The organism is Variovorax sp. YR566 (assembly GCF_051992195.1).
In the GTDB taxonomy this organism is placed as follows: domain Bacteria; phylum Pseudomonadota; class Gammaproteobacteria; order Burkholderiales; family Burkholderiaceae_C; genus Variovorax.
Map to the genome: position 1 here is coordinate 1,917,686 of NZ_CP197092.1, position 25,385 is coordinate 1,943,070.

The following is a 25,385-nucleotide window of genomic DNA, read 5'->3' on the forward strand; positions in this document are numbered from 1 at the left end:
GGTCCCGGCCTTTTGTTGTAGTGTTCGTGCCTCCGGCCCCTGATTTCCCGGGCCGGGTGCCGTGTTTTTCATGACCTATTCGCTCAATACGCTTCAATCTTCTTCTGCTGCCGAGGGGCAACCCGTGCGCATGCGCGCGATGCGCTTCGCTCACGAAATCACGCTGATCGCAGGATTCGCAGCGCTGTTGTTCTGGCTGCTCGCAATGCTGAGCTTCACGCCTTCCGATGCCGCCTGGTCGACTTCGGGCACCGGGGGCGAAATCAAGAACTGGGGCGGCCGCATTGGCGCCTGGCTGGCCGATGGCAGCTACTACGTTGCAGGCTATTCCGTCTGGTGGTGCCTATTCGCCGGGCTGCGCGCCTGGCTGTCGTCGCTGGCAAACTGGCTGCGCGGCGGCGAGCCGTCGTCCGGCGAACAACCGGCGCCGCGCGGTCGCTTCAACCGCAGCCGTCTCGCCTTCTGGTTCGGCCTCATCCTGCTGCTGTGTGCGAGCACCGTGCTCGAATGGTCGCGCCTGTACCGGCTTGAAGCCCACCTGCCGGGCTCTGGTGGTGGCGCACTGGGCTACCTCGTGGGTCCGGCCAGCGTGCGCTGGATGGGCTTCACTGGTTCGGCGCTGGTGGCCATCGCAGGCGGCGTGATCGGCTCGGCGCTGGTGTTCCGCTTCTCGTGGAGCCTGATCGCCGAGCGCATCGGCGCGCGCGCCTACTCGCTGTTCGAGTCGCGTCGCGAGAAGCGTGAACTGGCCGCCGACATCGCCATGGGCAAGCAGGCCGCCCGCGAGCGTGCCGAGGCTGACGAACCGGCATTCACGCGCGGTGGCGATCAGGGTCGCTCTGAGCCCTCGCTGGCGCCGTCGTCCGGCGCCTTCGACGACGACGAAGAAGAAATCCGCATCGAGCCGCGCCCCAAGCGCCGTCCCCCTTCGCCGCCGGTGCAGATCGAGCCCGCGATGACCGAGGTGCCCAGGAGCGATCGCGTCGTCAAGGAGCGCCAGAAGCCGCTCTTCAAGGAACTGCCCGACAGCAAGTTGCCTCAGGTCGACCTGCTCGATGCCGCGCAGACGCGCCAGGAAACGGTTTCGGCCGACACCCTCGAGATGACCTCGCGCATGATCGAGAAGAAGCTCAAGGACTTCGGCGTCGAGGTGCGCGTGGTACTGGCCTCGCCCGGCCCGGTGATCACCCGCTACGAAATCGAGCCCGCCACCGGCGTCAAGGGCTCGCAGATTCTTGGCTTGGCCAAGGACCTGGCGCGTTCGCTTTCGCTGGTGTCGATCCGCGTGGTCGAAACCATTCCGGGCAAGAACTACATGGCGCTCGAACTGCCGAACGCCAAGCGCCAGTCGATCAAGCTCAGCGAAATCCTGGGCTCGCAGATCTACAACGAAGGCAAGTCGATGCTCACCATGGGCCTCGGCAAGGACATCATCGGCAACCCTGTGGTGGCCGACCTCGCGAAGATGCCGCACGTGCTGGTGGCTGGTACCACCGGTTCGGGCAAGTCGGTCGGTATCAACGCGATGATTCTTTCGCTGCTCTACAAGGCCGAGGCACGCGACGTTCGCCTGCTCATGATCGACCCGAAGATGCTCGAAATGTCGGTCTACGAAGGCATCCCGCACCTGCTGGCGCCCGTGGTCACCGACATGCGACAGGCGGCCCATGGCCTGAACTGGTGCGTGGCCGAGATGGAGCGCCGCTACAAGCTCATGAGCAAGCTCGGCGTGCGCAACCTGGCCGGCTACAACACCAAGATCGATGAAGCCAAGGCGCGCGAGGAGTTCATCTACAACCCCTTCAGCCTCACGCCCGACGATCCGGAGCCGCTCAAGCGTGAGCCGCACATCGTCGTCGTGATCGACGAGCTGGCCGACCTGATGATGGTGGTCGGCAAGAAGATCGAAGAGCTGATCGCCCGCCTCGCGCAGAAGGCGCGAGCCGCCGGCATTCACCTCATTCTTGCCACGCAGCGCCCGAGCGTCGACGTGATCACCGGCCTCATCAAGGCCAACATCCCTACCCGCATCGCCTTCCAAGTGTCGAGCAAGATCGACAGCCGCACCATCCTCGACCAGATGGGCGCCGAAGCGCTGCTCGGCATGGGCGACATGCTCTACATGCCCAGCGGCACGGGCCTGCCGATCCGCGTGCACGGCGCCTTCGTGAGCGACGAGGAAGTGCACCGCGTGGTGGCCTACCTCAAGAGCCAGGGCGAGCCCGACTATATCGAGGGCGTGCTCGAAGGCGGCACGGTCGATGGTGATGGTGAAGGCGACCTGCTGGGTGGCAGCGATGGCGAGAAAGACCCGATGTACGACCAGGCGGTCGAGGTCGTGCTCAAGAACCGCAAGGCCAGCATCTCGCTGGTGCAGCGTCACCTGAAGATCGGCTACAACCGCGCCGCGCGCCTTGTCGAAGACATGGAGAAGGCCGGCCTCGTCAGCGCCATGAGCGGCAGCGGCCAGCGAGAAATCCTGGTGCCGGCACGCGCAGCGGAGTAATTCGCCGCAGGGCTTTCGAAATTCAGGTTACGTGCTGAAAGGCAATTTGCAAAAGCGCCTTTCAGCATTGCAAATCTTCATCAAGGCCTACACCTGCCGCAATTCGCGGCGGGTAGGGTCGAAGCCCAGTGCCACAGCTATTCAGAGGAATCCAAATTGAAATTGCGTCATTGGCTATTGATCGGCCTCCTGAGTTCCGCCAACGCCTGGGCCGGCGGGCTCGAAAGCCTTGAAACCTTCGTGAAGACGGTCAAATCCGGCCGCGCCGATTTCACCCAGACCGTGACCGCCCCGGCACGCGAAGGGCAACCGGGCCGCACCAAGACATCGACCGGCACCTTCGAATTCCAGCGCCCCGGCAAATTCAAGTTCGACTACCAGAAGCCCTTTGCGCAGAACATCGTGGCCGACGGCAAGACGCTGTGGCTCTACGACGCCGACCTGAACCAGGTCACGCAGCGCGCGCAGGCGCAGGCGCTGGGCTCCACGCCCGCGGCGCTGATTGCCGCCGCACCCGATCTGCGAGCCTTGCAGGCCGATTTCACGCTCGAAGCCGCGCCGGAGCGCGACGGCCTGCAGTGGGTCAAGGCAACGCCGAAGAACAAGGACGGCCAACTGCAGAGCGTGCAGGTCGGCTTCCAGGGCGATGCGCTGGCGGCGCTTGAAATCCTCGACAGCTTCGGCCAACGCTCGGTGCTCAAGTTCAGCAAGGTCGAGGTGAACCCCTCTTTGCCGGCCAGCGTGTTCGACTTCAAGCCGCCGGCCGGCGCGGACGTCGTCAAGCAATAAGCCACAGGCTTGGCCAACACTGCTCATCAACCCCTTGCCGAGCGCCTGCGTCCCAAGACGCTGGGCGAGGTGATCGGCCAGCAGCACCTGCTCGGCCCGGGCATGCCGTTGCGCATCGCCTTCGAGTCAGGTCAGCCACACTCCTGCATCCTCTGGGGGCCGCCAGGCACCGGCAAGACCACCATTGCGCGGCTCATGGCCGATGCCTTCGACGCACAGTTCCTGAGCATCAGCGCGGTGCTGGGTGGCGTGAAGGACATCCGCGAAGCCGTCGACCGTGCCACCTCTGCGCGCGACGGGCTGGAGCAGCGGCGCACCATCATCTTCGTGGACGAGGTGCACCGCTTCAACAAGAGCCAGCAGGACGCCTTCCTGCCGCACGTGGAGTCGGGCCTCTTCACCTTCATCGGCGCGACAACCGAGAACCCTTCGTTCGAAGTCAATTCGGCCTTGCTCTCGCGTGCAGCCGTCTACGTGCTGCAGTCGCTCGGCGAAGACGACCTCAAGCAGATCGTGGCGCGCGCGCAGGCCATCCAGGCCGTGCCCGCCATCGACGCCACAGCGATCGACCGCCTCGTGGCCTATGCCGACGGCGATGCGCGCCGGCTCCTCAACACGCTCGAAACGCTCGCCGTCGCGGCCCGTGCCGAAAAGCTCGACCACATCACCGACGAGTGGCTGCTGCGCGTGCTCGGCGAGCGCATGCGGCGCTACGACAAGGGCGGCGAACAGTTCTACGACACCATCAGCGCGCTGCACAAATCCGTGCGCGGCAGCGACCCCGATGCCGCGCTCTACTGGTTCGTGCGCATGCTCGACGGCGGTGCCGATCCGCGCTACATGGCGCGCCGATTGGTTCGCATGGCCAGCGAAGACATCGGCCTGGCCGATCCGCGCGCGCTGCGCCTGGCGCTCGATGCGGCCGAGGTGTACGAACGCCTGGGTACCCCCGAGGGCGAACTGGCGCTGGCCGAATGCGTGGTCTACCTCGCGATCGCGCCCAAGTCGAATGCCGTCTACAAGGCCTACAACGCGGTGCGTGCCCTTGTGAAGACGGACAGCACACGCCCGGTGCCCATGCACCTGCGCAATGCACCCACCAAGCTCATGAAGGAGCTCGACTACGGCAAGGGTTATCGCTATGCGCACGACGAGGAGGGCGGTTTCGCCGCCGGCGAGCGCTACCTTCCCGACGGGCTGGAAGGCCAGGTTTTCTACGAACCTGTAGAGCGTGGACTCGAGATCCGCATCGCGGAAAAGCTGCGCGAACTGCGCCGCCGGAACGCCGAAGGCAACGGCTGACAAGATCGTCGATACCCGCATCGATACCGTCTTGCAGCATGCGCGCAAAGCGTGCATGACCCCACGCGCATACAGCATGACGTGAGCGGGTAAACCCCGGTCCAAGCGCACCAAATCAGCGCTGGTGCGTGCTTACAATCCCGCCCACAAATCCGCCAGCGACACATGTTGGCTGGTTTTTTGCTTGTCAGCTCAGGGGCGCCAAACCGGTGCCCTGGTGGGTGAATGGCACCCCGCAACGGTGCAACACATAGGGAATCGCGATATGGACATTTTGCTGCAGCAGATCATCAACGGTCTGGTTCTCGGCAGCATGTATGCCTTGATAGCCTTGGGCTACACCATGGTGTACGGCATCATCAATCTGATCAACTTTGCGCACGGAGAAGTGCTGATGGTCGGGGCTCTCACGAGCTGGACCATCATCGGACTCATGAAGGACGGCATGCCCAACACACCGGGCTGGCTGATCCTCCTCATCGCGTTGATCATTGCCTGCGTTGTCGCGGCAACCCTCAACTTCGTGATCGAGAAAGTGGCCTACCGGCCGCTGCGCAACAGCCCCAAGCTCGCGCCGCTGATCACCGCCATCGGCATGTCGATCCTGCTGCAGACGCTGGCAATGATCATCTGGAAGCCGACCAACAAGGCGTATCCCAACCTGCTGTCGACCGACCCCATCCACGTGGGCGGTGCGGTGATCTCGCCCACGCAGGTGATGATCCTCAGCGTCACGGCGTTCTCGCTCGTGGTGCTCATGTGGCTGGTCAACTACACCAAGCTTGGCCGCGCAATGCGCGCCACCGCGGAGAACCCGCGCGTCGCCGCGCTCATGGGCATCCGCCCCGACATGGTCATCTCGGCCACCTTCATCATCGGCGCCGTGCTCGCTGCCATCGCCGGCGTGATGTATGCGTCCAACTACGGCATCGCGCAACACGCGATGGGCTTCCTGCCCGGCCTGAAAGCCTTCACGGCTGCCGTGTTCGGCGGCATCGGCAACCTGGCCGGTGCGGTGGTCGGCGGCATCCTGCTCGGTCTCATCGAGGCCATCGGCTCGGGCTACATCGGAACCATCACGGGTGGCGTGCTGGGCAGCAACTACAGCGACATCTTCGCGTTCATCGTGCTGATCGTCATGCTCACGCTGCGTCCGTCCGGCCTGCTCGGCGAACGCGTGGCGGACCGTGCGTAAGGAGCGAGACATGAAGAACAGCAAGAACCTCGCCCTCTACGTCATCGGCATCATCGCGGTGCTCGCGCTGCCCCTGCTGCTGCAGATGCAGGGCAACGCCTGGGTGCGCATCGCCGACATCGCACTGCTCTACGTGCTGCTGGCCCTGGGCCTGAACATCGTGGTCGGCTACGCCGGCCTGCTCGACCTGGGCTACGTCGCCTTCTTCGCGGTGGGGGCCTACCTCTTCGCGCTCATGGGCTCGTCGCACCTGACCGAGACCTTCCCGTGGTTCGCCCAGATGTTCCCGAACGGCATGCACACCTCGCTGCTGATCGTGATACCGCTGGCGCTGGTGGTGGCCGCCGTGCTCGGCGTGCTGCTCGGTGCGCCCACGCTCAAGCTGCGCGGCGACTACCTCGCCATCGTCACGCTGGGCTTCGGCGAAATCATCCGCGTGTTCCTGAACAACCTCGACCAACCGGTCAACATCACCAACGGTCCGAAGGGCATCACGGCCATCGACTCCATCAAGTTCTGGGGCCTGGACCTCGGCAAGGCATGGAAGTTCGACGGCTTCTCGATCTCGTCGGTGTCGCTGTACTACTACCTGTTCCTTGCGCTGGTGATCGCCACTGTGATCATTTCGCACCGCCTGCAGGTCTCGCGCATCGGCCGCGCATGGATGGCCATCCGCGAAGATGAAATCGCCGCCAAGGCGATGGGCATCAACACCCGCAACATGAAGCTGCTGGCATTCGGCATGGGCGCGAGCTTCGGCGGCGTGTCGGGCGCGATGTTCGCGGCCTTCCAGGGCTTCGTGTCGCCCGAGTCCTTCAGCCTGATGGAGTCGGTGATGATCGTGGCCATGGTCGTGCTCGGCGGCATCGGCCATCTGCCTGGCGTCATTCTCGGTGCCGTGCTGCTTGCAGCGCTGCCCGAAGTGCTGCGCTACGTTGCCGGCCCGCTGCAGTCGCTGACCGGTGGCCGCCTCGATGCGTCCATCTTGCGCCAGCTCTTCATTGCGCTCGCCATGATCATCATCATGCTGGTGCGTCCGCGCGGCCTCTGGCCCTCGCCGGAGCACGGCAAGACGCTGACGAAGAAGGGCGGCGTGCCCGTCGACCCGGCCCATGCGGCCGTGGCCCCCGGATCGCTGCAAACGCACGCGCCGGGCATCGATACGCCTGCCGACGAAGTGCCGGGTGCGGCTTCGCGTCCCATGTCGATCAATCCCTGAACGCCGAAGGAAAAATCAACATGACGACAGACACCATCCTCGACGTTCGTGGAATTTCCAAGCGCTTCGGTGGGCTGCAAGCCTTGTCCGACGTGGGCATCACCATCAAGCGCGGCCAGGTCTACGGCCTGATCGGCCCCAACGGCGCAGGCAAGACCACCTTCTTCAACGTGATCACCGGGCTGTACACGCCCGACAGCGGCACCTTCGAGCTCGCGGGCAAGCCCTACCAGCCGACGGCCGTGCATGAAGTGGCCAAGGCCGGCATTGCACGCACCTTCCAGAACATCCGCCTCTTCGCCGAAATGACGGCGCTGGAGAACGTGATGGTCGGGCGCCACATCCGCACGCAGTCGGGCATCTTCGGCGCCATGCTGCGCACGGGCAGCTTCAAGGCTGAAGAGAAGGCCATTGCGAAGCGCGCACAGGAACTGCTCGACTACGTGGGCATCGGCAAGTTCGCCGACTACAAGGCGCGCACGCTGTCGTACGGCGACCAGCGCCGTCTCGAAATTGCACGTGCACTGGCCACCGACCCGCAGCTCATCGCGCTCGACGAGCCCGCCGCCGGCATGAACTCCACCGAGAAGGTGCTGCTGCGCGAACTGATCGACCGCATCCGCAAGGACGACCGCACCATCCTGATCATCGAACACGACGTCAAGCTCATCATGGGCCTGTGCGACCGCGTCACCGTGCTGGACTACGGCAAGCAGATTGCCGAAGGTACGCCCGCCGACGTGCAGAAGAATGAAAAAGTGATTGAGGCCTACCTCGGCACGGGAGGCCACTGAAATGAGCACCGCAACCATGACAAGCGCTGAAGAAGCAACCCGGGCCAATGCCGCACAAGCCAAGGCCACCGGCAAGACGCTGCTGAAGGTCTCCGGCCTGAAGGTCGGCTACGGCGGCATCCAGGCCGTCAAGGGCGTGGACTTCGAGGTGCGCGAAGGCGAACTGGTGTCGCTGATCGGCTCCAACGGCGCCGGCAAGACCACCACCATGAAGGCCATCACCGGCACGCTGCCGGCCGGGGCCGGCAACATCGAGTTCCTGGGCCGCAGCATCAAGGGCCGCGGCGCGTGGGACCTGGTGGAAGAGGGCCTCGTGATGGTGCCCGAAGGCCGTGGCGTGTTCACGCGCATGACCATCACCGAGAACCTGCAGATCGGCGCCTACATCCGCAAGGACAAGGCCGCCATCGCGAGCGACATGGAGCGCGTGTTCGTCACCTTCCCGCGCCTGCGCGAGCGCAAGGACCAGCTGGCCGGCACCATGTCGGGCGGCGAACAGCAGATGCTGGCCATGGGCCGCGCGCTGATGGCGCGCCCCAAGGTGCTGCTGTTGGACGAACCCACCATGGGCCTGTCGCCGATCATGTGCGACAAGATTTTCGAGGTGGTGCAGACCGTGGCCTCGCAGGGCGTCACGATCCTGCTGGTGGAGCAGAACGCCAACCGCGCACTGCAGTTGGCCGACCGTGGCTACGTGATGGAGTCTGGCCTCATCACGATGAACGGCGATGCCAAGGAACTGCTGAGCGACCCGCGCGTGCGGGCCGCTTACTTGGGCGAATAAACAAGGGCCCCCGAGGGGCGTCTTCAGTCGACCTTGGCGCCAGTGGCCTTGACGACGGCTTCGTACTTCGCCAGTTCACTCTTCATGAACGCACCGAACTGCTCCGGCGAGTTGGTCACCGGCTCTGCCAGCAGTCCGGCGAAGCGCGTCTTCGTTTCCGGTGCGTTCAAGGCTGCCACGAAGGCCTGATTGAGCTTCACGACCACGTCGTGCGGCGTACCCGCCGGCGCGACCAGGCCCCACCATGTGTCGATCGAGAAGCCCTTGAGCGTGTCGGCGATGGGCGGCACATCGGGCAGCGAAGCGCTGCGCTGCAGCGTCGTCACCGCAATCGCCTTCAGCTTGCCCGAGCGGATGTTCGGCGCGGCGGTGGCGAGGTTGTCGAAGTTGAAATCGACCTGCCCCGAGATCAGCGCCAGTTGCGCCGGGCTGCCGCCGTTGTACGGAATGTGCAGCGCGAAGATGCCCGCCTCTTTCTTGAACAGCTCGCCCGCCAGGTGCCCCGCGCTGCCGTTGCCGCCGCTGCCGTAGTTGAGCTTGGCCGGGTTGGCCTTGGCATAGCGGATCAGGTCGGCCACGCTGTTGATGTTCAGGCGCCTGGCCGTGTCGGCGTTCATCACCAGCACGTTGGGCACGCGGACCATCTGCGTGATTGGTGCGAAGTCGGTAGCGGCGTTGAACGGAATCTTGTTGTAGAGCCACGGATTCACCGCGTTGGTGGCGGTGGCCGCGATGCCGATCGTCAGGCCGTCGGCGGGCGCCTTTGCCACGATATCGGCGCCGATGTTGCCGCCCGCCCCGGGCTTGTTGTCGATGATGACCGGGCCCAGCGTGTCCTTGACGCGTTCGGCCAGGATGCGAGCCGTGTTGTCGATCGGGCCGCCTGCGGCGTAGGGAACGACGAGGCGGATGGGGCGCTGTTGCTGCGCCATGGCGTGGCCGGCACCCAGCAGGGCGGTGGTGCTTGCGATCAGGGTGAGGAGGAAGTGTCTCGTTTTCATTTTTTCTTGGGATTCTCTTTTTGGTTTTGTCTCAGGGAAGGGCTTTATCAGCCTCTGTGGTGAACGCGTCGGCAAAAAATTCTTCCTCGGGCAGGCCCGCCAGCGCCACGTAGTCGCGCTTGGCCGAGTCGACCACGATGGGTGCGCCGCAGGCATAGACCTGGTGGCCCGACAGGTCGGCGAAGTCTTCGAGCACGGCCTGGTGAACGAAGCCGGTGCGGCCGGTCCAGTTGTCTTCGGGCGTGGCGTTGGAGATGACGGGCACGTAGCGCAGGTTCGGCATCTGCGTCATCTGCTCGCGCACCCATGTGTCCATGTACAGGTCTTCCGGCCGGCGGCCGCCCCAGTAGAGCGTGGCGGGCCGGTCGATGGCCTTGAACTGCATGTGCTCCAGCAGCGCCTTGATCGGCGCGAAGCCCGTGCCCGAGGCCAGCAGGATCATCGGCTTGGCGGAGTCCTCGCGCAGGAAGAAGCTGCCGAAGGGGCCTTCGATGCGCAGGATTTCCTTTTCCTTCATCGTGCCGAACACATGGTCGGTGAACTTGCCGCCGGGCAGGTGCCGCAGATGCAGTTCGATGCCCGTGCCCGGCTCGCCCAGCGTGTGCGGCGCATTGGCCATCGAGTAGCTGCGGCGCGCGCCGTCGCGCAGGATGAATTCCACATACTGGCCAGCGTAGAACTGCAGCGGCTCGCCGGCCGGCAGTTGCAGGCGCACCATCATCACGTCGTGCGACTGGCGCGTGAGGGCCAGCACCCGCACCGGCATCTTGCGGATCGGCAGCGCTCCGGCCTCCGTGACCTGGCGCGATTCGAGCACCACGTCGCTCCTGGCGTGCGCGCAGCAGGTCAGCACGTAGCCGGCGAGCTGTTCCTCGGCGCTCAGGGCCTTGCTCTGGTGCGGGCCGAGGGTGACCTCGCCCGAGAGCTTCTTGCACTTGCACGAGCCGCAGGCGCCGTCCTTGCAGCCATAGGGAAGGCCGATGCCCTGGCGAATGCCGGCCGCCAGGATGGTTTCGTCGCCGTGGACCACGAAATGGCGTCCGCTGGGTTCGACGTGGATGGAAAAGCCCGCTTCATGCGGCGCTGTAGCAGTCATCGGTATTCTTCGAGGGTGAACTCTGCCCGGGCCGTGCGTAAGACCCGGTGAGCAACTGAATTGGGACAGGAACAGGATTTTGCCTTCAATCAATAGCCCCTCCGGCGCTCTGCCAGCGCGTTTCCGGCGCGAACGCCTGCTGATCGTCGGGTGCGGCGACGTCGGCCAGCGCGTGGCGCGCGACCTGCGCGGCCGCATGCAACTGGTGGCGCTTACTTCGTCGGCCGACCGCGTGGGCGCCCTGCGCACGGCCGGCATCCGCCCGCTGGTGGGCAATCTGGACGACGCAGCAACCCTGCGCCGCCTGGCGGGCATCGCAACGCGGGTGCTGCACCTGGCACCGCCCGCCCGTGACGGTGGCGCCGCCTGGTGGCGCGACCAGCGCACTACTGCGCTGGCGCGGGCACTGCGGCTGCGGTCGGTGCCTTCCGCCTTCGTCTACGGCTCGACCAGCGGCGTATACGGCGACTGCGGCGGCGCCCGCGTGAACGAAACCCGCGTCGTGCGCCCCGACACCCCACGCTCCCACCGCCGCGTGGACGCCGAACGAGCCGTGCGCTGGCTGGGCCGCAGCGCAGGCGTGCGCGCCAGCATCCTGCGCATTCCGGGCATCTACGCCCCCGACCGCGAAAACGGCACCCCGCGCGGCCGCCTGCAGCGCGGCACGCCCGTGCTGAGGCACGAAGACGACGTCTACACCAGCCACATCCACGCAGACGACCTTGCGCGCGCCTGTATCGCCGCGTTGTTTCGAGGCAAGCCGCAGCGCATCGTGCATGCCTCGGACGACACCGAACTGCGCATGGGCGACTACGTAGACCTGGCCGCCGACATGTACGGCATGCCCCGCCCGCCGCGAGTGGCCCGTGGCGAGGCTGAGCGGCAACTGCCGCTGCAACTGCTGAGTTTCATGGGGGAATCGCGCCGGCTCGACAACACCCGGCTCAAGCGCGAACTGCGGGTACGGCTTGCGCACCCGACGGTGCATACGGGGCTGCGCGAGCAGACCGAGCCAAGATAAAGGGGGAAGGGGGAAGGGGCCCATTCCAGGGACACCGTGGAACCGGCTTCGCCGGGCCACCGGTGTCGCCCCCGGTAGGGGGAAGGCGAAGCGACACGAAGTGCGCGTAGCCTGGGGGCGAGCCAAAGTGTGGTGCCCGGGGCCGGAATCGAACCGGCACACCTTTCGGTGGGGGATTTTGAGTCCCCTGCGTCTACCAATTTCACCACCCGGGCAGGGTTCTGAACGAAGCCCAAAATTATGGCACAGTGGCTGCCATGAATTATCCGACGATCGAAGACGCCATTGGCAAGACCCCCCTGGTCGCCCTGCAACGCATCAACGCCGCAGAAAACGCCAAGCGCGGCAACGTGATTCTCGGCAAGCTCGAAGGCAACAATCCGGCTGGTTCGGTCAAAGACCGGCCGGCCCTCTCGATGATCCGGCGCGCCGAGGAGCGCGGCGAGATCAAGCCTGGCGACACCCTCATCGAAGCCACCTCCGGCAACACCGGCATCGCCCTGGCCATGGCCGCGGCCATCAAGGGCTACCGCATGGTGCTCATCATGCCGGAGGACCTCTCGGTGGAGCGCGCCCAGACCATGAAGGCCTTCGGCGCCGAGTTCGTGCTCACGCCCAAGAGCGGCGGCATGGAATACGCGCGCGACCTCGCCGAGCAGATGGTTGCGCAGGGCAAGGGCCGGGTGCTCGACCAGTTCGCCAACCCCGACAACCCGCGCATCCATTACGAGACCACCGGCCCCGAGATCTGGGCCGACACCAAGGGCAAGGTCACGCACTTCGTGAGCGCCATGGGCACCACCGGCACCATCACCGGCGTCTCGCGCTTCCTGAAAGAGAAGAACCCGGCAGTGCGCATCATCGGCGCGCAGCCGGCCGAAGGCTCGCGCATTCCGGGCATCCGCAAATGGCCTGCGGAGTACATGCCGAAAATCTTCGACCCGAGCCGGGTCGACGAGGAAATCAGCGTGAGCCAGGACGACGCAGAAGAAATGTGCCGGCGCCTCGCGCGCGAAGAGGGCATCTTCGGCGGCATCTCGGCCGCAGGTGCGTTGTGGGCCGCGCTCGAAGTGGCGAAGACGGTCGAGAACGCCACCATCGTGTTCGTTGTCTGCGACCGCGGCGACCGCTACCTTTCGACGGGCGTCTTTCCCGCATAAGCAACGACTGGCAGCAGCGCCCGCTCAAGGCGCTCAGGCAGCCACAAAAAAGAAAAGAGACCCCCATGCCCCATCCCAAGTTTTGCCAGGTCTGCGCTACGCCGCTCGAGTGGATCGCGTTGATGGAAGACGGCGGCCCCAAGGAGCGCCTGCGTTGCCCCAACTGTGGCCACACCCACTGGAACAACCCGACCCCCGTGCTCGCGGCCATCGTCGAGTACCGCGGCCAGGTGCTGCTGGCGCGCAATGCGGCATGGCCGGGCAAGATGTTCGCGCTGATCACCGGCTTCATGGAAGCCGGGGAGACGCCCGAAGTGGGCGTTGCGCGCGAGGTGAAAGAAGAAACCAACCTCGACGTCAGCGCCACCAAGCTCGTCGGTGCGTACGACTTCCAGCGCATGAACCAGATCATCATCGCGTACCACGTGGTGGCCGATGGCGACGTGAAGCTCTCGCCCGAACTGGTCGACTACCGCCTCTACGACCTGCCCGATCTCCGGTGCTGGCCCGCCGGCACCGGCTATGCGCTGGCCGACTGGCTGCGCACGCGCGGGCACGAGCCCGTGTTCTTCACCGCCGCGGAAAACGAAGAGCGCCGCCGCGGCCTGAGCCTGCCGCCGGAGCCGGGCAATGCAAGTTGACCGCGAGCTCGACACGCGCGGGCTGAACTGCCCATTGCCCATTCTCAAGGCGAAGAAATCGCTCAACGAAATGGCGAGCGGGCAACTGCTGAAGGTGGTGTCGACCGATCCGGGGTCGATCCGCGACTTTCAGGCCTTTGCGCGCCAGACGGGCAACGAGCTGATGGAGCAGGAAACCGTCGGCAGCGACTTCATCCACGTGCTCAAGCGCCGCTGACGAAGCAAAAGAAACAAAAGAAAAGGGCCGCAGCAGCGGCCCTTTGTTCGTGATGGCACCTCGAAGCAGAGACGAGGCGATTACAGCTTCAGGCTCTTGAGGTATTCGCGGAATTCCGCGCCCACTTCGGGGTGCGCCAGCGCCAGTTCCACCGACGCCTGCAGAAAGCCTTCCTTGCTGCCGCAGTCGTAGCGGATGCCCTTGTACGAATAGGCGTAGACCGATTCCTTCTTCATCAGCGCCGCGATGCCGTCGGTCAGCTGGATCTCGCCGCCAGCGCCCTTTGGCTGGTTGCGAATTTCGTCGAACACGCCCGGCGTCAGGATGTAGCGGCCCGCCACGCCCAGGCGCGAAGGCGCGTCTTCGGGCTTAGGCTTCTCGACCATGCGGTTGACCTTTATCAGGCCTTCTTCGACCGCGTCGCCGGCCACGATGCCGTAGCGCTTGACGTGCGCGAGCGGCACTTCCTGCACTGCCAGCAGCGAGCCGCCGAGGCGGGCGAAAGCTGCGGTCATTTGCGCCAGCACGGGCTCGCCGCCATCGGGGCCGACCATCAGGTCGTCTGCCAGCAGCACGGCGAAGGGTTCGTTGCCCACCAGGTGTTCGGCGCACAGCACCGCATGGCCCAGGCCCAGCATGCGCGGCTGGCGCACGTAGGAGCAGGTCATGTCGTCGGGCATGACCGAGCGCGCGATGTTGAGCAGGGCGGTCTTGCCGCTGGCCTCGAGCTGGCTTTCGAGCTCGTAGGCGGTGTCGTAGTGATCCTCGATGGCGCGCTTGTTGCGGCCGGTCACGAAGATCATGTCGCGGATGCCCGCGGCGTACGCCTCTTCGACGGCGTACTGGATCAGCGGCTTGTCGACCACCGGCAGCATTTCCTTCGGCTGCGCCTTGGTGGCTGGCAAGAAGCGAGTACCAAAGCCTGCAACGGGGAATACGGCCTTGCGGATGCGGGTCGAGGAAGTGGACATGGGCAGCTCAGCGTCTTTCTTGAAGAGGGGAGTTAGGAGGCGCAGCGGCGCGCAGCCGCTCCTGGAATCCTAAACGCCCTCAAAGCCCTGCGTCTGTCAGCCGAGGCGCACAAGCTGGTCGCGCAAACGCTCCAGAGTGGCCGTGAGGTCAGTCAGACGTTTACGTTCTTGCTCGATCACGGCCGGTGGAGCCTTTGCGACGAAGGCTTCGTTGCCGAGCTTGGCCTCGACTTTGGCCTTCTCGCTTTCGATTCGCTCGATATCCTTCTTGAGTCGCGCGCACTCGGCTTCCTTGTCGATCGGCACGAACAGGCAAACACGCACAGTTCCGACGACAGCCGTAGGCGCAGCTTCGGCGGCTTTTACCCACGAAGCTTCGTCATCGAACACTTTCACTTCCTTGAGTTTTGCCAGGGCCTGCAGCACTGGCGCGGCGTCGCGCAGGAAAGCCGCGCTTTCCGCATCGTCGGCCACGGCATAGAGCGGCGGGCGCAATGCGGGCGACAGCTTCATTTCTCCGCGCAACGTGCGGCACGCATCGATCAGCGCCTTCAGCCGCGCCACATATGCCTCGGCCGCTTCATCGATCTTCTCCGGCTGGCTCTTCGGATAGGCCGCGATCATGATCGACTCGCCCTCACGTCCTGCAACCTTCGACACCTTCTGCCACAGCTCTTCCGTGATGAACGGAATCACCGGGTGTGCCAGGCGCAGCAGCGTTTCGAGCGTGCGGATCAGCGTGCGGCGCGTGGCGCGCTTCTGCGAATCGTCGCCGGTCTGGATCTGCACCTTGGCGATTTCCAGATACCAGTCGCAGAACTCGTCCCAGGCGAACTGGTAGATCGCATTGGCCACGTTGTCGAGGCGGTATTCCTCGAAGCCCTTGGCCACTTCGGCCTCCACGCGCTGCAGTTGCGACACGATCCAGTAGTCGGCGCGCCTGAACTTCAGGTAGCCATGCGCCGGGCCGCCGACCTTGCACTCTTCCTTCGTATGCTCCAGCAGGCCGCAGTCCTGGCCTTCGCAATTCATCAGCACGAAGCGCGTGGCGTTCCACAGCTTGTTGCAGAAGTTGCGATATCCCTCGCAACGCTTCGAATCGAAGTTGATGCTGCGGCCCAGCGAAGCCAGCGAAGCGAAGGTGAAGCGCAGCGCATCGGCGCCAAAGGCCGGAATGCCGTCCGGAAACTCCTTCTGCGTGTTCTTGCGCACCGCAGGCGCCGTCTCGGGCTTGCGCAGGCCTTGCGTGCGCTTGTCGAGCAGCTCGGGCAGCTCGATGCCGTCGATCAAATCGACCGGGTCCAGCACGTTGCCTTCGGACTTGCTCATCTTCTTGCCCTGCGCGTCGCGCACCAGGCCGTGGATGTACACGTGCTTGAACGGCACCTTGCCGATGAAGTGCTTGGTCATCATGATCATCCGGGCGACCCAGAAGAAGATGATGTCGTAGCCCGTCACCAGCACGGTCGAGGGCAGGTACAGGTCGAGGTCCTGCGTCTTCGCGGGCCAGCCGAGCGAAGAGAAGGGCACCAGCGCCGACGAGTACCAGGTGTCGAGCACGTCCTCGTCGCGCACGAGCTTCTTGCCCGGCGCCTTGGCCTGTGCGTTGGCCTCGTTCTCGGCCACGTAAACGTTGCCGTCCTCGTCGTACCAGGCCGGGATCTGGTGACCCCACCACAGCTGGCGCGAGATGGTCCAGTCCTGGATGTTCTCCATCCAGTGGTTGTAGGTGTTGACCCAGTTCTCGGGCACGAAGCGCACTTCGCCCGACTTCACCACGTCGATGGCCTTCTGCGCGATCGACTGGCCGTCGGCGCCGGGGCGCGTCATGGCCACGTACCACTGGTCGGTGAGCATCGGCTCGACGATGGCGCCCGAGCGCGCGCAGCGCGGCACCATCAGCTTGTGCTTCTTCACCTCGACCAGCAGGCCCAGCGCGTCGAGGTCGGCCACGATGGCCTTGCGCGCCACGAAGCGGTCGAGGCCTCGGTACTTCTCGGGTGCGTTGTCGTTGATGGTCGCGTCCAGCGTCAGCACACCGATCATCTCGAGCTTGTGGCGCTGGCCGACTGCGTAGTCGTTGTAGTCGTGGGCGGGTGTGACCTTCACCACGCCGGTGCCGAACTCCTTGTCGACGTAGTCGTCAGCAATGATCGGAATCAGCCGGTCCACCAGCGGCAGCTTCACGCGCTGGCCGATCAGGTGCTTGTAGCGCTCGTCTTCCGGGTGGACCATCACGGCCGTGTCGCCCAGCATGGTTTCGGGCCGGGTGGTGGCCACGGTCAGCGTGCCGCTGCCGTCTTCCAGCGGGTAGGCGATGTGCCAGAGCGAGCCGTCTTCTTCTTCGCTCTCGACTTCGAGATCGCTCACCGAGGTCTTGAGCACCGGGTCCCAGTTGCCCAGGCGCTTGCCGCGGTAGATGAGGCCCTCTTCGTACAGCTTCACGAAGGTCTGCGTCACGACCGCCGAGAGGTCGTCGTCCATCGTGAAGTATTCGCGGCTCCAGTCCACCGTGTCGCCCATGCGGCGCATCTGCTCGGTGATGGTGTTGCCCGATTTTTCTTTCCACTCCCACACGCGCGCCACGAAGTTCTTGCGGCCCAGATCATGGCGGCTGACCTTCTGCTCCTGCAGCTGGCGTTCCACCACGATCTGCGTTGCGATGCCGGCGTGGTCGGTGCCCGGCACCCACAGCGTGTTGTCGCCCTTCATGCGGTGATACCGCGTGAGGCTGTCCATGATCGTCTGGTTGAACGCATGGCCCATGTGCAGCGTGCCCGTCACGTTGGGCGGCGGCAGCTGGATCGCGAACGACTCGGCGCCTTCCTTGGGTTGCTGCGTGCCGCGGAAGCCGGCCTTGGCATAGCCGCGCTTCTCCCATTCCGGGCCCCAGTGCGCCTCGATGGCGGCGGGTTCGAACGATTTCGACAGGCTGTCGAGGCCGGGCTGGGCGGAAGGGGTGATGGGTTCGCTCATGGGAAATGCAGAACGGCCCTTCAGGGAGCCGTTGGGGGACAGGGTGGGATAGCCCGCGATTTTACCGGGGCGGCCTGGCGTCACGGCAGCCACTGATAATTCCGGGATGCTCTTCCTGCTTTCCCCTGCAAAGTCGCTCGATTACGACACCCCGCTCCCCTCCGAACTCCCCGCCACCCAACCCCATTTCGAGTCTCCGCGCGGCCCTTCGGTCGAGCTGATCAAGCTGCTGCGCGAGAAGTCGCCCCAGCAGATTTCTGAACTCATGCACCTGTCGGACAAGCTCTCGGCCCTGAACGTGGCCCGCTACGAGGCCTGGTCCAGCAAGAGCAGCGCGAAGAACGCCCGCCAGGCCGCTTTCGCCTTCGACGGCGACGTCTACGGCGGCCTTGACGCCCGCACCCTCACCAGGGCGCAGCTCGACTGGGCGCAAGACCATGTCTGCATCCTCAGCGGCCTCTACGGCCTGCTGCGCCCGCTTGACCTGCTGCAGCCCTACCGCCTCGAAATGGGCACCCAGTTGGCCAACCGCCACGGCAAGGACCTGTACGCCTTCTGGGGCTCGCGCATCGCCGAGCACCTGAACGAGCGCCTGGCGGCCGATCGCACCCCGGTGGTCGTCAACGTCGCCTCGCAGGAGTACTTCAAGTCGGTCGACAAGAAGGTGCTCAAGGCCCGTGTGGTCGAATGCGTGTTCGAGGAGTGGAAGGGCGACAAGTACAAGATCGTGAGCTTCTTCGCCAAGCGTGCTCGCGGGCTGCTGGCGCGCTGGGCCGTGCAGCACAAGGCGGCCACGCCCAAGGCACTGGAAAAGTTCGACCTCGAGGGTTATGGTTTCGACGCTCAGGTGTCAACCGCCGAAAGGCTGGTGTTCAGGAGAAAAGTCTGATGTCCCAACCAATCAGTCCGGAACTGCGCGAGTGGCTGGTGGCCCAGCTCGCGGCCGGGCACTCGGTGCCGGCGCTGCGTGCGTCCATGCGCGCGGCCGGCTGGCACGATGCCGCCGCCGACACGGCGCTGGCCCAGCTCGAAGCCGGCTTCCCCAACGTGGAAGTGGCCTTGCCGCCCGTGCACACGGAAATGCCCGGCCCCGATCTCGATGGCGCGCCGCTGCACCTCGACGCAGGCGACCGCCGCGTGCAGGTGCTGCAGACCATGCGGCATCCGCGTGTCATCGTCTTCGGCAACCTGCTGTCTGGCGAAGAGTGCGAAGGCCTGATTGCCGCTGCGCGCGTGCGGCTCGCGCGCTCGCTCACCGTGGAGACGCGCACCGGCGGCGAGGTACTCAACGTCGATCGCACCAGCGACGGCATGTTCTTCGAACGTGGCGAGAACGAGATCGTCGCGCGCCTGGAGCAGCGCATCGCAGCGCTGCTGCGCTGGCCGCTCGAATTCGGCGAAGGCCTGCAGATCCTGCGCTATGCCCCCGGCGCGCAGTACCGCCCGCACTACGACTACTTCGACCCGAACGAGCCGGGCACGCCCACCATCCTCAAGCGCGGCGGCCAGCGCGTCGCCACGCTCGTGATGTACCTGCAGGAGCCCGAGGGCGGCGGTGCCACCACCTTCCCCGACGTGGGCCTCGAAGTGGCGCCCGTGCGCGGCTGCGGCGTGTTCTTCAGCTACGACCGGCCCGACCCCGTCACCCGCACCCTGCACGGCGGCGCGCCGGTGCTGGCGGGCGAAAAGTGGGTCGCCACCAAGTGGCTGCGCGAGCGCGAGTTCAAGTAGAAGACCAGAGAAAGAAGACCAGGGGAACCAATGAAAGTCACCGCCAACGGGCTGCAGATCGAAGTCGACGACACCGGAGGCGAAGGGCGCCCTGTCATCCTGCTCATCATGGGCCTGGGCATGCAGCTGGTGGCCTGGCCCACCGGCTTCGTGCAGCAACTGGTGGAGGCAGGTTTTCGCGTGGTGCGCCACGATAACCGCGACATCGGCCTGAGCCAGGGCTTCGACCACGCGGGCGTCGGCAACCTGGTGTGGGAAACGATTCGCCACCGCCTCGGCCTGAAGGTGCGCTCGGCCTACACCCTGCAGGACATGACCCTCGATTCGCTCGGCGTGCTCGACGCACTGGGCATAGCCAAGGCCCACATCGTCGGTGCCTCCATGGGCGGCATGATCGCCCAGCGCCTGGCCGCCAGCGCGCCGCAACGCGCGACCAGCCTCGTGAGCATCATGAGTTCGAGTGGTGCGCGCGGCCTGCCCGGGCCGCGCCGCGAAGTCACCTCCATGCTCATGCGCCGTCCGTCGGGCAGCAGCGAGCCCGAACTGGTCGCGCACAGCATCAGGCTGCTGCGGCTCATCCAGAGCCCCGCCTATCCGCAAAGCGATGAAGACCTGGCCGAGCGCCTCACCTTCAGTATGCGGCGCTCGTACCACCCGGCCGGCCTGATGCGCCAGATGCTGGCCATCGGCGCCGATGCCGACCGCCCCCAGGTGCTGCCGCGCATCCAGTCGCCCACGCTGGTGCTGCACGGCGAGGCCGATGCGCTCGTACCCATCGCCTGCGGCGAGGACACTGCCAAACGCATTCCGGGCTCGAAATTCGTCCCCGTTCCCGGCATGGGCCATGACCTGCCGCCCGAGGTGTGCACCATCCTCGCCAACCACATTGCTCCGTTCGCGCACGCGGCGGAATCCAGAGAAGCCAAGCCATGAGCCACGACCCGACGAACCCCAACACGCCCGAGCAATCGCAGCTCGGCCGCGCCTCGGCCTACGCCGACCACTACGACCCCACGCTGCTGTTTCCCATCGCGCGCGCCACGCAGCGCGAGGCCATGGGCATCAAGGCCGGCGCCTTGCCGTTCTTCGGCGCCGACCTCTGGACCGCCTTCGAAGTGAGCTGGCTCAACCTGCGCGGCAAGCCGCAACTGGCCATCGCGCACTTCACCATTCCGTGCGAGACGCCCAACATCATCGAGAGCAAGAGCTTCAAGCTCTACCTCAACAGCTTCAACAACAGCCAGTTCGCGAGCATCGACGCGGTGCGCGAGCGCCTGCGCGCCGACCTGTCGGAGGCCGCATGGCGCGGCAGCGACCAGTCGGCCGGCATCGGCGTGAATCTGCTGGCGCCCGACATGTTCGACCGCGAGCCGGTGCACGAACTCGACGGCCTCGACCTCGACCGCCTCGACATCGAGTGCACCCACTACCAGCCCGCCCCCGAGCTGCTGAGCAGCGACGCCACGCAGGTGCACGTGAACGAAACCCTCACCAGCCGCCTGCTCAAGAGCAACTGCCTCGTCACCGGCCAGCCCGACTGGGGCAGCGTGCAGATCCGCTACAGCGGCCCGCCCATCGACCAGGCCGGGCTGCTGGCGTACATCGTGAGCTTTCGCAACCACAACGAATTCCACGAGCCCTGCGCCGAGCGCATGTTCACGGACATCTGGAGCCGCTGCAAGCCGACCAAGCTCATGGTGTATGCGCGCTACACGCGTCGTGGCGGGCTGGACATCAATCCGTTCCGTACGAGCTGGCCGCAGGCGCTGCCGTTGAATATCCGCACGGCGCGGCAGTAAGCCGAAGCAGCCCTTAAGCCCCTCTTCGGAAACCCGAAACCCGCTCCTGCCCCGCCTGTGGCATTCTGAAATTCGCCCGCGAACCCGCGAGCGGAACATCCGGAGCAGAGACAAACATGGTTGAAGGAAAAGTGGTCGTCGTCACGGGCGCGGGCGGCGGCATCGGGCGCGACATTGCGCTGGCCATGGCGGCCCACGGTGCGAAGGTGGTGGTCAACGACATCGGCGCCGCGCTCGATGGCGCACTCGACGCCGAAGGCGGCGGCCCAACCCGCAGCGCAGGCCCGGCCCAGCAGGTGGCCGACGAGATCCGCGCGGCCGGCGGGCAGGCTGTTCCCAACGCCGACAACGTGGCAGACGCCGCCAGCGCGGCGCGCATCGTGCAGTGCGCGGTCGACAGCTTCGGGCGCATCGATGCGGTGGTCAACAACGCCGGCATCCTGCGCGACCGCTTCTTCCACAAGATGTCGGTCGACGAGTGGGACTCGGTGCTCAAGGTGCACCTGTACGGCTCCTACTACGTGAGCCGCGCGGCAGCCACGCATTTCAAGGAGCAGAACTCGGGCGCGCTGGTGCACATGACCTCGACCTCGGGCCTCATCGGCAACTTCGGCCAGGCCAACTATTCGGCCGCCAAGCTCGGCATCGTGGCGCTGTCGAAGTCGATTGCACTCGACATGCAGAAATTCAACGTGCGCTCCAATTGCATCGCACCCTTTGCCTGGAGCCGCATGATCGGCGCCATTCCTACCGACACCGACGAGCAGCGCGCCCGCGTCGACAAGATCAAGCAGATGACGCCAGCCAAGGTCGCGCCGCTTGCGGTGTATCTCGCGAGCGATGCGGCCGGCGCGGTCAACGGCCAGATCTTTTCGGTGCGCAACAACGAAATTTCGCTCATCAGCCAGCCGCGCCCGGTGCGCTCCATCCACCGCTCCGAAGGCTGGACGCCGCAGAGCATCGCCGAGCACGCCATGCCCGCGATGCGCGCCAGCTTCTTCCCGCTGGACCGCTCGGCCGACGTGTTCAGCTGGGACCCGGTCTGAGGAGAAACCCGCAAGAGGGTACGCACGGCACCATTCGCCGGACAATGCGCGTTCCCTTCCTCTTTGATGCCCGCGCCCGGTGAACCTGCACTTCGACCTGTTCGACCTGAAACTGTTCGTCTACGTGGCGGACGCGCGCAGCCTCACGCGCGGCGCCGAGAAGGCCTGCATCTCGCTGGCCGCCGCCTCCACCCGCATCAAGCAGATGGAAGAGGCCGTGGGAGGCAAGCTGTTGCACCGCAGCGCGCAGGGCGTGAGCCTCACTGCCGCGGGGCAGGCGGTGCTGTACCACGCCAAGCGCGTGATGCAGCAGATGGAGCACCTGCGCTGCGACATGCAGGACTTCGGCAAGGGCATCAAGGGCCATGTGCGCGTGTTCGCCAACACCACCTCGATCACCGAGTACCTGCCGCAGAAGCTCGCGGGCTTTCTCACGCAGCACCCGGCCGTGCAGGTCGACCTGCGCGAATACCTGAGCGAAGAAATCGTGCGCGCGGTGGCAGACGGCGAGGCCGACATCGGCATCCTCGCCGGCGACGTGCACACGGGTGACTTCGATGCACGGCCGTTCGGCAGCAACCAGCTCGTGCTGGTCGTGCCCACCACGCACCACCTCGCGGGCGCGTCTTCGGTGGCCTTTGCCGATACGCTCGACGAGCAGCACGTGGGCCTGCACCACGGCAGCGCCATCCACCGCTTCCTGCAGCGCCGCGCCGAGCTCGCGGGACGGGGCTTCAACCCGCGCATCCAGGTCAGCAGCTTCGAGGCCATCTGTTTGATGATCGAAGCGGGCGTGGGGGTCGGCGTGCTGCCTGCGTCTTCTGCGCAGCGGTTATCGATGGCGATGCGCATCTCGACCGTGGCGCTCAGCGATGCATGGGCCGAGCGCGAGCTGAAGCTGATCGCGCGCAACCGCGAGCAGCTGCCGGCCTCGGCGCGCGAGCTGTTCGACCACCTCGTCGCGCATTGAGGGCGCGGCCATCATGTCCGCCGACCTGAAGTCGCTGCGCCTGTTCGTGGCCGTGGCCGATCACGGCAGCATCAGCGAGGGCGCCAAGCGCTGCCATATCGCGCTCGCGGCGGCCAGCAAACGAATCTCCGATCTTGAAGCCCGCGCGCGGTTGCCTCTGCTGGTGCGCCATGCACGCGGCGTCACGCTCACGTCGGCGGGGCATGGCCTGCTGCTGCATGCGCGCGCGGTGCTCTCGGCCATGGACCGGCTCGGCGCCGAGCTGGACGATTTCCAGAACGGCGTGGCGGGCGTGGTCAGCATCACGGCCAATGCATCGACCATCGCGCAGTTTCTGCCGGCGCAGATCGGCTCCTTCCTGCGGCTGCACCCGGTGCTGAAGATCGACCTGCAGGAGCGCGCCAGCACCGAGGTGGTGAAGGCCGTGCAGGCAGGCCTGGCCGACATCGGCGTGATCGAGGGCAACACGCCCGCCGACGGTCTCGAATGCCTGTCCTACCGCAACGACGAGCTGGCCGTGGTGATCGCACGCGACCACCCACTGGCCCGGCGCAAGCGCATCGGCGTGGACGAGGTGCTGCGCCACGACCATATCGTGGTGCGCGAAGGCACGGCCCTGCACCGCGTGCTGCTGGCCGCTGCGCTGGAGGCGCAGGTGCCGCTCAAGGTGCGCATGCAGGTGGGCAGCTTCGACATGGTGTGCCGCATGGTGGAGCAGGGCGTGGGCATCGGCGTGCTGCCCTATGCGGCCATCCTGCCGCAGCTGCAGATATTGAAGCTGCGCTGCCTGAAGCTCGATGCGCCCTGGGCCATGCGTCGCCACCTGCTGTGCGTGCGCAGGCAGCAAGATTTGACCGTGGCTGCGCGCTCGGTGCTGGAGCACCTAGGCCGGCCAGACTGAGCACGAGGCTTCGCGCCGCGCGAAGCCTCGCGCCCGCCAAAAACGAATTGTTCTCTCGCGGCCCGCGCGCAAAGATCGCGCAAACCAAAGGAGACACCCTTGAAGATCGTTCGCGTCAGCGCCACGCCGCTGAACATTCCCGTCACCATCGACGTGGTCGGCCTGAACAAGCAGACATCGCTGTCGCTGTGCCTCACAGAGATCGAGACCGACACCGGCCTCGTCGGCCACGGCATGACTGCCATCACCGAGGAAGAAATCGTTGCCGCAGCCGTGCGCGAGGTGGCGGGCCCCGCGCTGATCGGCGAAGACCCGATGGCCACCGAACGCCTGTGGGACAAGCTCTACTGGCTGCTCTCGCCGCGCGGCCAGACCGGCTACGCCAGTCATGCCATCGCAGCGCTCGACATCGCGCTGTGGGACATCAAGGCCCGCGCGCTGGGCCAGCCGCTGTGGCGCCTGCTCGGCGGCGCGCGCGCCAAGGTGCCGGTGTACGCCACCTTCGGCTTCGGCTTCTTCGAGCGCGACCAGCTCGCGGCCGCCGCGAAGCTGTGGGTTTCGCAGGGCTTCCAGCGCCTGAAGATGACCGTCGGCAACCACGCACTCGCGCGCCGCGACGAGCCGCGTCCGCTTGACGAAGTCATCGCCGAAGACGTGCGCCGCGTCGCCGCTGTGCGCGAGGCCGTGGGCCCCGACGTGAAGCTGTATGTCGACGCCAACTGCGGTCTCGACCTGTTTCACGCCACCGAACTCGCACACCGCATCGAGCCCTACGGCATCAGCTTCTTCGAGGAGCCGCTCACGCAGAACGACGTGCGCCAGATGGCACAGCTGCGCGCGCGCACCCGTATTCCGCTCGCCTGCGGCCAGAACGAGGGGCTGGCCTTCCGCTTCCGCGACCTGCTGGTGAACCAGGCAGCCGACGTGCTGCAGCCCAACGTGACCATCTCGGGCGGCTACTCGCAGTGCCTGAAGATCGCGGGCATGGCGCAGGCTTTCAACGTGCCCATCGACAACGGTGGCGCCTGGCCCTTTCACAACATGCATCTGCATGCGGGCGTGTCGAATGGCGGGCTGGTCGAATATCACTACGTCGCGGTGCAGATGCTCAAGCAGATCTTCGACGGCCTGCCGGTGCCCGAGCAGGGCTGGCTGACTCTGCCCGAGACGCCGGGCTTGGGCTTCGCGCCCAATGCCGATCGCGTGCGAGAGCTGGCGAAACTGCCGACCTCGCACGGCAAGGGCAAGGCCTGAGCCGCCCTGCGA

General features: G+C 65.8%; 23 protein-coding genes and 1 tRNA gene. 19 read left to right on the forward strand and 5 right to left on the reverse strand.

The window, feature by feature from the left end:
• Positions 1-70 precede the first annotated feature (70 nt).
• The 7 genes from ACTG4X_RS08865 to ACTG4X_RS08895 all read left to right on the forward strand — a co-directional run bounded on the left by ACTG4X_RS08865 (position 71) and on the right by ACTG4X_RS08895 (position 8,589).
• Positions 71-2,506, forward strand: coding sequence for a DNA translocase FtsK (locus ACTG4X_RS08865; protein WP_093048978.1), 2,436 nt, complete (start codon positions 71-73; stop codon positions 2,504-2,506).
• A 156-nt stretch (positions 2,507-2,662) separates the two neighbouring features.
• Entirely contained in the window at positions 2,663-3,295 is a 633-nt protein-coding gene (gene lolA, locus ACTG4X_RS08870; RefSeq protein WP_093172343.1) for an outer membrane lipoprotein chaperone LolA, read from the forward strand.
• A 9-nt stretch (positions 3,296-3,304) separates the two neighbouring features.
• Positions 3,305-4,597 carry a replication-associated recombination protein A gene (locus ACTG4X_RS08875; RefSeq protein WP_440533636.1) on the forward strand — a complete coding sequence of 431 codons (1,293 nt, stop codon included), beginning with the start codon at positions 3,305-3,307 and terminating at the stop codon, positions 4,595-4,597.
• 265 nt (positions 4,598-4,862) lie between these two features.
• Entirely contained in the window at positions 4,863-5,792 is a 930-nt protein-coding gene (locus ACTG4X_RS08880; protein ID WP_093048988.1) for a branched-chain amino acid ABC transporter permease, read from the forward strand.
• Between the two features lie 10 nt (positions 5,793-5,802).
• Positions 5,803-7,011: a branched-chain amino acid ABC transporter permease gene (locus tag ACTG4X_RS08885; RefSeq protein WP_093048991.1), complete on the forward strand. Its 1,209-nt coding sequence runs from the start codon at positions 5,803-5,805 to the stop codon at positions 7,009-7,011.
• 20 nt (positions 7,012-7,031) lie between these two features.
• Complete coding sequence (locus ACTG4X_RS08890) at positions 7,032-7,805, forward strand: ABC transporter ATP-binding protein (RefSeq protein ID WP_093048994.1); 774 nt, start codon at positions 7,032-7,034, stop codon at positions 7,803-7,805.
• 16 nt (positions 7,806-7,821) lie between these two features.
• Positions 7,822-8,589 carry an ABC transporter ATP-binding protein gene (locus ACTG4X_RS08895; RefSeq protein ID WP_093050343.1) on the forward strand — a complete coding sequence of 256 codons (768 nt, stop codon included), beginning with the start codon at positions 7,822-7,824 and terminating at the stop codon, positions 8,587-8,589.
• Positions 8,590-8,612: 23 nt separating this feature from the next.
• Here ACTG4X_RS08895 and ACTG4X_RS08900 read toward each other — a convergent pair whose 3' ends face one another.
• Positions 8,613-9,590, reverse strand: a complete 978-nt coding sequence (locus ACTG4X_RS08900) for a Bug family tripartite tricarboxylate transporter substrate binding protein (protein ID WP_440533637.1) — start codon at positions 9,588-9,590, stop codon at positions 8,613-8,615.
• Between the two features lie 31 nt (positions 9,591-9,621).
• A complete protein-coding gene (locus tag ACTG4X_RS08905; RefSeq protein WP_440533638.1) occupies positions 9,622-10,686 on the reverse strand; it encodes a CDP-6-deoxy-delta-3,4-glucoseen reductase in 1,065 nt (354 codons plus the stop codon).
• A gap of 79 nt (positions 10,687-10,765) precedes the next feature.
• On the opposite strand from ACTG4X_RS08905, the gene ACTG4X_RS08910 reads away from it, so the two are divergent.
• A complete protein-coding gene (locus tag ACTG4X_RS08910; protein WP_440533639.1) occupies positions 10,766-11,707 on the forward strand; it encodes an NAD-dependent epimerase/dehydratase family protein in 942 nt (313 codons plus the stop codon).
• Positions 11,708-11,837: 130 nt separating this feature from the next.
• On the opposite strand, the gene ACTG4X_RS08915 is transcribed toward ACTG4X_RS08910, so the two are convergent.
• A tRNA-Leu gene (locus tag ACTG4X_RS08915) sits at positions 11,838-11,922 on the reverse strand.
• A 42-nt stretch (positions 11,923-11,964) separates the two neighbouring features.
• On the opposite strand from ACTG4X_RS08915, the gene cysM reads away from it, so the two are divergent.
• From cysM to ACTG4X_RS08930, 3 genes are all read left to right on the forward strand, one after another.
• The gene (gene cysM, locus ACTG4X_RS08920; RefSeq protein WP_440533640.1) at positions 11,965-12,867 is read left to right on the forward strand and encodes a cysteine synthase CysM; all 903 of its coding nucleotides are present in this window, start codon (positions 11,965-11,967) and stop codon (positions 12,865-12,867) included.
• A 65-nt stretch (positions 12,868-12,932) separates the two neighbouring features.
• Positions 12,933-13,508: an NUDIX domain-containing protein gene (locus ACTG4X_RS08925; RefSeq protein ID WP_440533641.1), complete on the forward strand. Its 576-nt coding sequence runs from the start codon at positions 12,933-12,935 to the stop codon at positions 13,506-13,508.
• Positions 13,498-13,725: a sulfurtransferase TusA family protein gene (locus ACTG4X_RS08930; protein WP_056509850.1), complete on the forward strand. Its 228-nt coding sequence runs from the start codon at positions 13,498-13,500 to the stop codon at positions 13,723-13,725. The genes ACTG4X_RS08925 and ACTG4X_RS08930 overlap by 11 nt, the downstream gene beginning before the upstream one ends.
• Positions 13,726-13,805: 80 nt before the next feature.
• On the opposite strand, the gene galU is transcribed toward ACTG4X_RS08930, so the two are convergent.
• A complete protein-coding gene (gene galU, locus ACTG4X_RS08935; RefSeq protein WP_093075739.1) occupies positions 13,806-14,696 on the reverse strand; it encodes a UTP--glucose-1-phosphate uridylyltransferase GalU in 891 nt (296 codons plus the stop codon).
• A gap of 96 nt (positions 14,697-14,792) precedes the next feature.
• Positions 14,793-17,672 carry a valine--tRNA ligase gene (locus ACTG4X_RS08940; RefSeq protein ID WP_440533642.1) on the reverse strand — a complete coding sequence of 960 codons (2,880 nt, stop codon included), beginning with the start codon at positions 17,670-17,672 and terminating at the stop codon, positions 14,793-14,795.
• A 106-nt stretch (positions 17,673-17,778) separates the two neighbouring features.
• On the opposite strand from ACTG4X_RS08940, the gene yaaA reads away from it, so the two are divergent.
• The 8 genes from yaaA (at position 17,779) to ACTG4X_RS08980 (ending at position 25,373) form a co-directional block, all read left to right on the forward strand.
• Positions 17,779-18,561, forward strand: coding sequence for a peroxide stress protein YaaA (yaaA, locus tag ACTG4X_RS08945; protein ID WP_307613700.1), 783 nt, complete (start codon positions 17,779-17,781; stop codon positions 18,559-18,561).
• Entirely contained in the window at positions 18,561-19,403 is an 843-nt protein-coding gene (locus tag ACTG4X_RS08950; protein WP_093049025.1) for a 2OG-Fe(II) oxygenase, read from the forward strand. Before yaaA ends, ACTG4X_RS08950 begins: the two co-directional genes overlap by 1 nt.
• A 30-nt stretch (positions 19,404-19,433) precedes the next feature.
• Positions 19,434-20,336, forward strand: a complete 903-nt coding sequence (locus tag ACTG4X_RS08955; RefSeq protein WP_440533643.1) for an alpha/beta fold hydrolase — start codon at positions 19,434-19,436, stop codon at positions 20,334-20,336.
• Positions 20,333-21,202, forward strand: coding sequence for an NADPH-dependent 7-cyano-7-deazaguanine reductase QueF (gene queF / locus ACTG4X_RS08960; protein WP_440533644.1), 870 nt, complete (start codon positions 20,333-20,335; stop codon positions 21,200-21,202). Before ACTG4X_RS08955 ends, queF begins: the two co-directional genes overlap by 4 nt.
• Before the next feature lie 116 nt (positions 21,203-21,318).
• On the forward strand, positions 21,319-22,248 hold the full coding sequence (locus ACTG4X_RS08965) for an SDR family NAD(P)-dependent oxidoreductase (protein ID WP_440533645.1): 930 nt from the start codon (positions 21,319-21,321) through the stop codon (positions 22,246-22,248).
• A gap of 79 nt (positions 22,249-22,327) precedes the next feature.
• Positions 22,328-23,218 (forward strand): LysR family transcriptional regulator, encoded by an 891-nt coding sequence (locus ACTG4X_RS08970; RefSeq protein ID WP_093049037.1) that lies wholly within the window; start codon positions 22,328-22,330, stop codon positions 23,216-23,218.
• Between the two features lie 13 nt (positions 23,219-23,231).
• Positions 23,232-24,119, forward strand: a complete 888-nt coding sequence (locus ACTG4X_RS08975) for a LysR family transcriptional regulator (RefSeq protein ID WP_093172325.1) — start codon at positions 23,232-23,234, stop codon at positions 24,117-24,119.
• Positions 24,120-24,218: 99 nt separating this feature from the next.
• The gene (locus ACTG4X_RS08980) at positions 24,219-25,373 is read left to right on the forward strand and encodes a mandelate racemase/muconate lactonizing enzyme family protein (protein ID WP_440533646.1); all 1,155 of its coding nucleotides are present in this window, start codon (positions 24,219-24,221) and stop codon (positions 25,371-25,373) included.
• Positions 25,374-25,385: the final 12 nt, after the last annotated feature.

Bases quoted from the DNA above. Each gene is read 5' to 3' on its own strand.
- ACTG4X_RS08950 (WP_093049025.1), top strand. From the start codon at position 18,561: ATGTCCCAACCAATCAGTCCGGAACTGCGCGAGTGGCTGGTGGCCCAG.
- ACTG4X_RS08905 (WP_440533638.1), bottom strand. From the start codon at position 10,686: ATGACTGCTACAGCGCCGCATGAAGCGGGCTTTTCCATCCACGTCGAA.
- ACTG4X_RS08930 (WP_056509850.1), top strand. From the start codon at position 13,498: ATGCAAGTTGACCGCGAGCTCGACACGCGCGGGCTGAACTGCCCATTG.
- yaaA (WP_307613700.1), top strand. From the start codon at position 17,779: ATGCTCTTCCTGCTTTCCCCTGCAAAGTCGCTCGATTACGACACCCCG.
- ACTG4X_RS08880 (WP_093048988.1), top strand. From the start codon at position 4,863: ATGGACATTTTGCTGCAGCAGATCATCAACGGTCTGGTTCTCGGCAGC.
- ACTG4X_RS08955 (WP_440533643.1), top strand. From the start codon at position 19,434: ATGAAAGTCACCGCCAACGGGCTGCAGATCGAAGTCGACGACACCGGA.
- ACTG4X_RS08890 (WP_093048994.1), top strand. From the start codon at position 7,032: ATGACGACAGACACCATCCTCGACGTTCGTGGAATTTCCAAGCGCTTC.
- ACTG4X_RS08895 (WP_093050343.1), top strand. From the start codon at position 7,822: ATGACAAGCGCTGAAGAAGCAACCCGGGCCAATGCCGCACAAGCCAAG.
- queF (WP_440533644.1), top strand. From the start codon at position 20,333: ATGAGCCACGACCCGACGAACCCCAACACGCCCGAGCAATCGCAGCTC.
- ACTG4X_RS08975 (WP_093172325.1), top strand. From the start codon at position 23,232: ATGTCCGCCGACCTGAAGTCGCTGCGCCTGTTCGTGGCCGTGGCCGAT.
- cysM (WP_440533640.1), top strand. From the start codon at position 11,965: ATGAATTATCCGACGATCGAAGACGCCATTGGCAAGACCCCCCTGGTC.
- ACTG4X_RS08900 (WP_440533637.1), bottom strand. From the start codon at position 9,590: ATGAAAACGAGACACTTCCTCCTCACCCTGATCGCAAGCACCACCGCC.
- ACTG4X_RS08965 (WP_440533645.1), top strand. From the start codon at position 21,319: ATGGTTGAAGGAAAAGTGGTCGTCGTCACGGGCGCGGGCGGCGGCATC.
- ACTG4X_RS08865 (WP_093048978.1), top strand. From the start codon at position 71: ATGACCTATTCGCTCAATACGCTTCAATCTTCTTCTGCTGCCGAGGGG.
- ACTG4X_RS08925 (WP_440533641.1), top strand. From the start codon at position 12,933: ATGCCCCATCCCAAGTTTTGCCAGGTCTGCGCTACGCCGCTCGAGTGG.
- galU (WP_093075739.1), bottom strand. From the start codon at position 14,696: ATGTCCACTTCCTCGACCCGCATCCGCAAGGCCGTATTCCCCGTTGCA.
- ACTG4X_RS08885 (WP_093048991.1), top strand. From the start codon at position 5,803: ATGAAGAACAGCAAGAACCTCGCCCTCTACGTCATCGGCATCATCGCG.
- ACTG4X_RS08940 (WP_440533642.1), bottom strand. From the start codon at position 17,672: ATGAGCGAACCCATCACCCCTTCCGCCCAGCCCGGCCTCGACAGCCTG.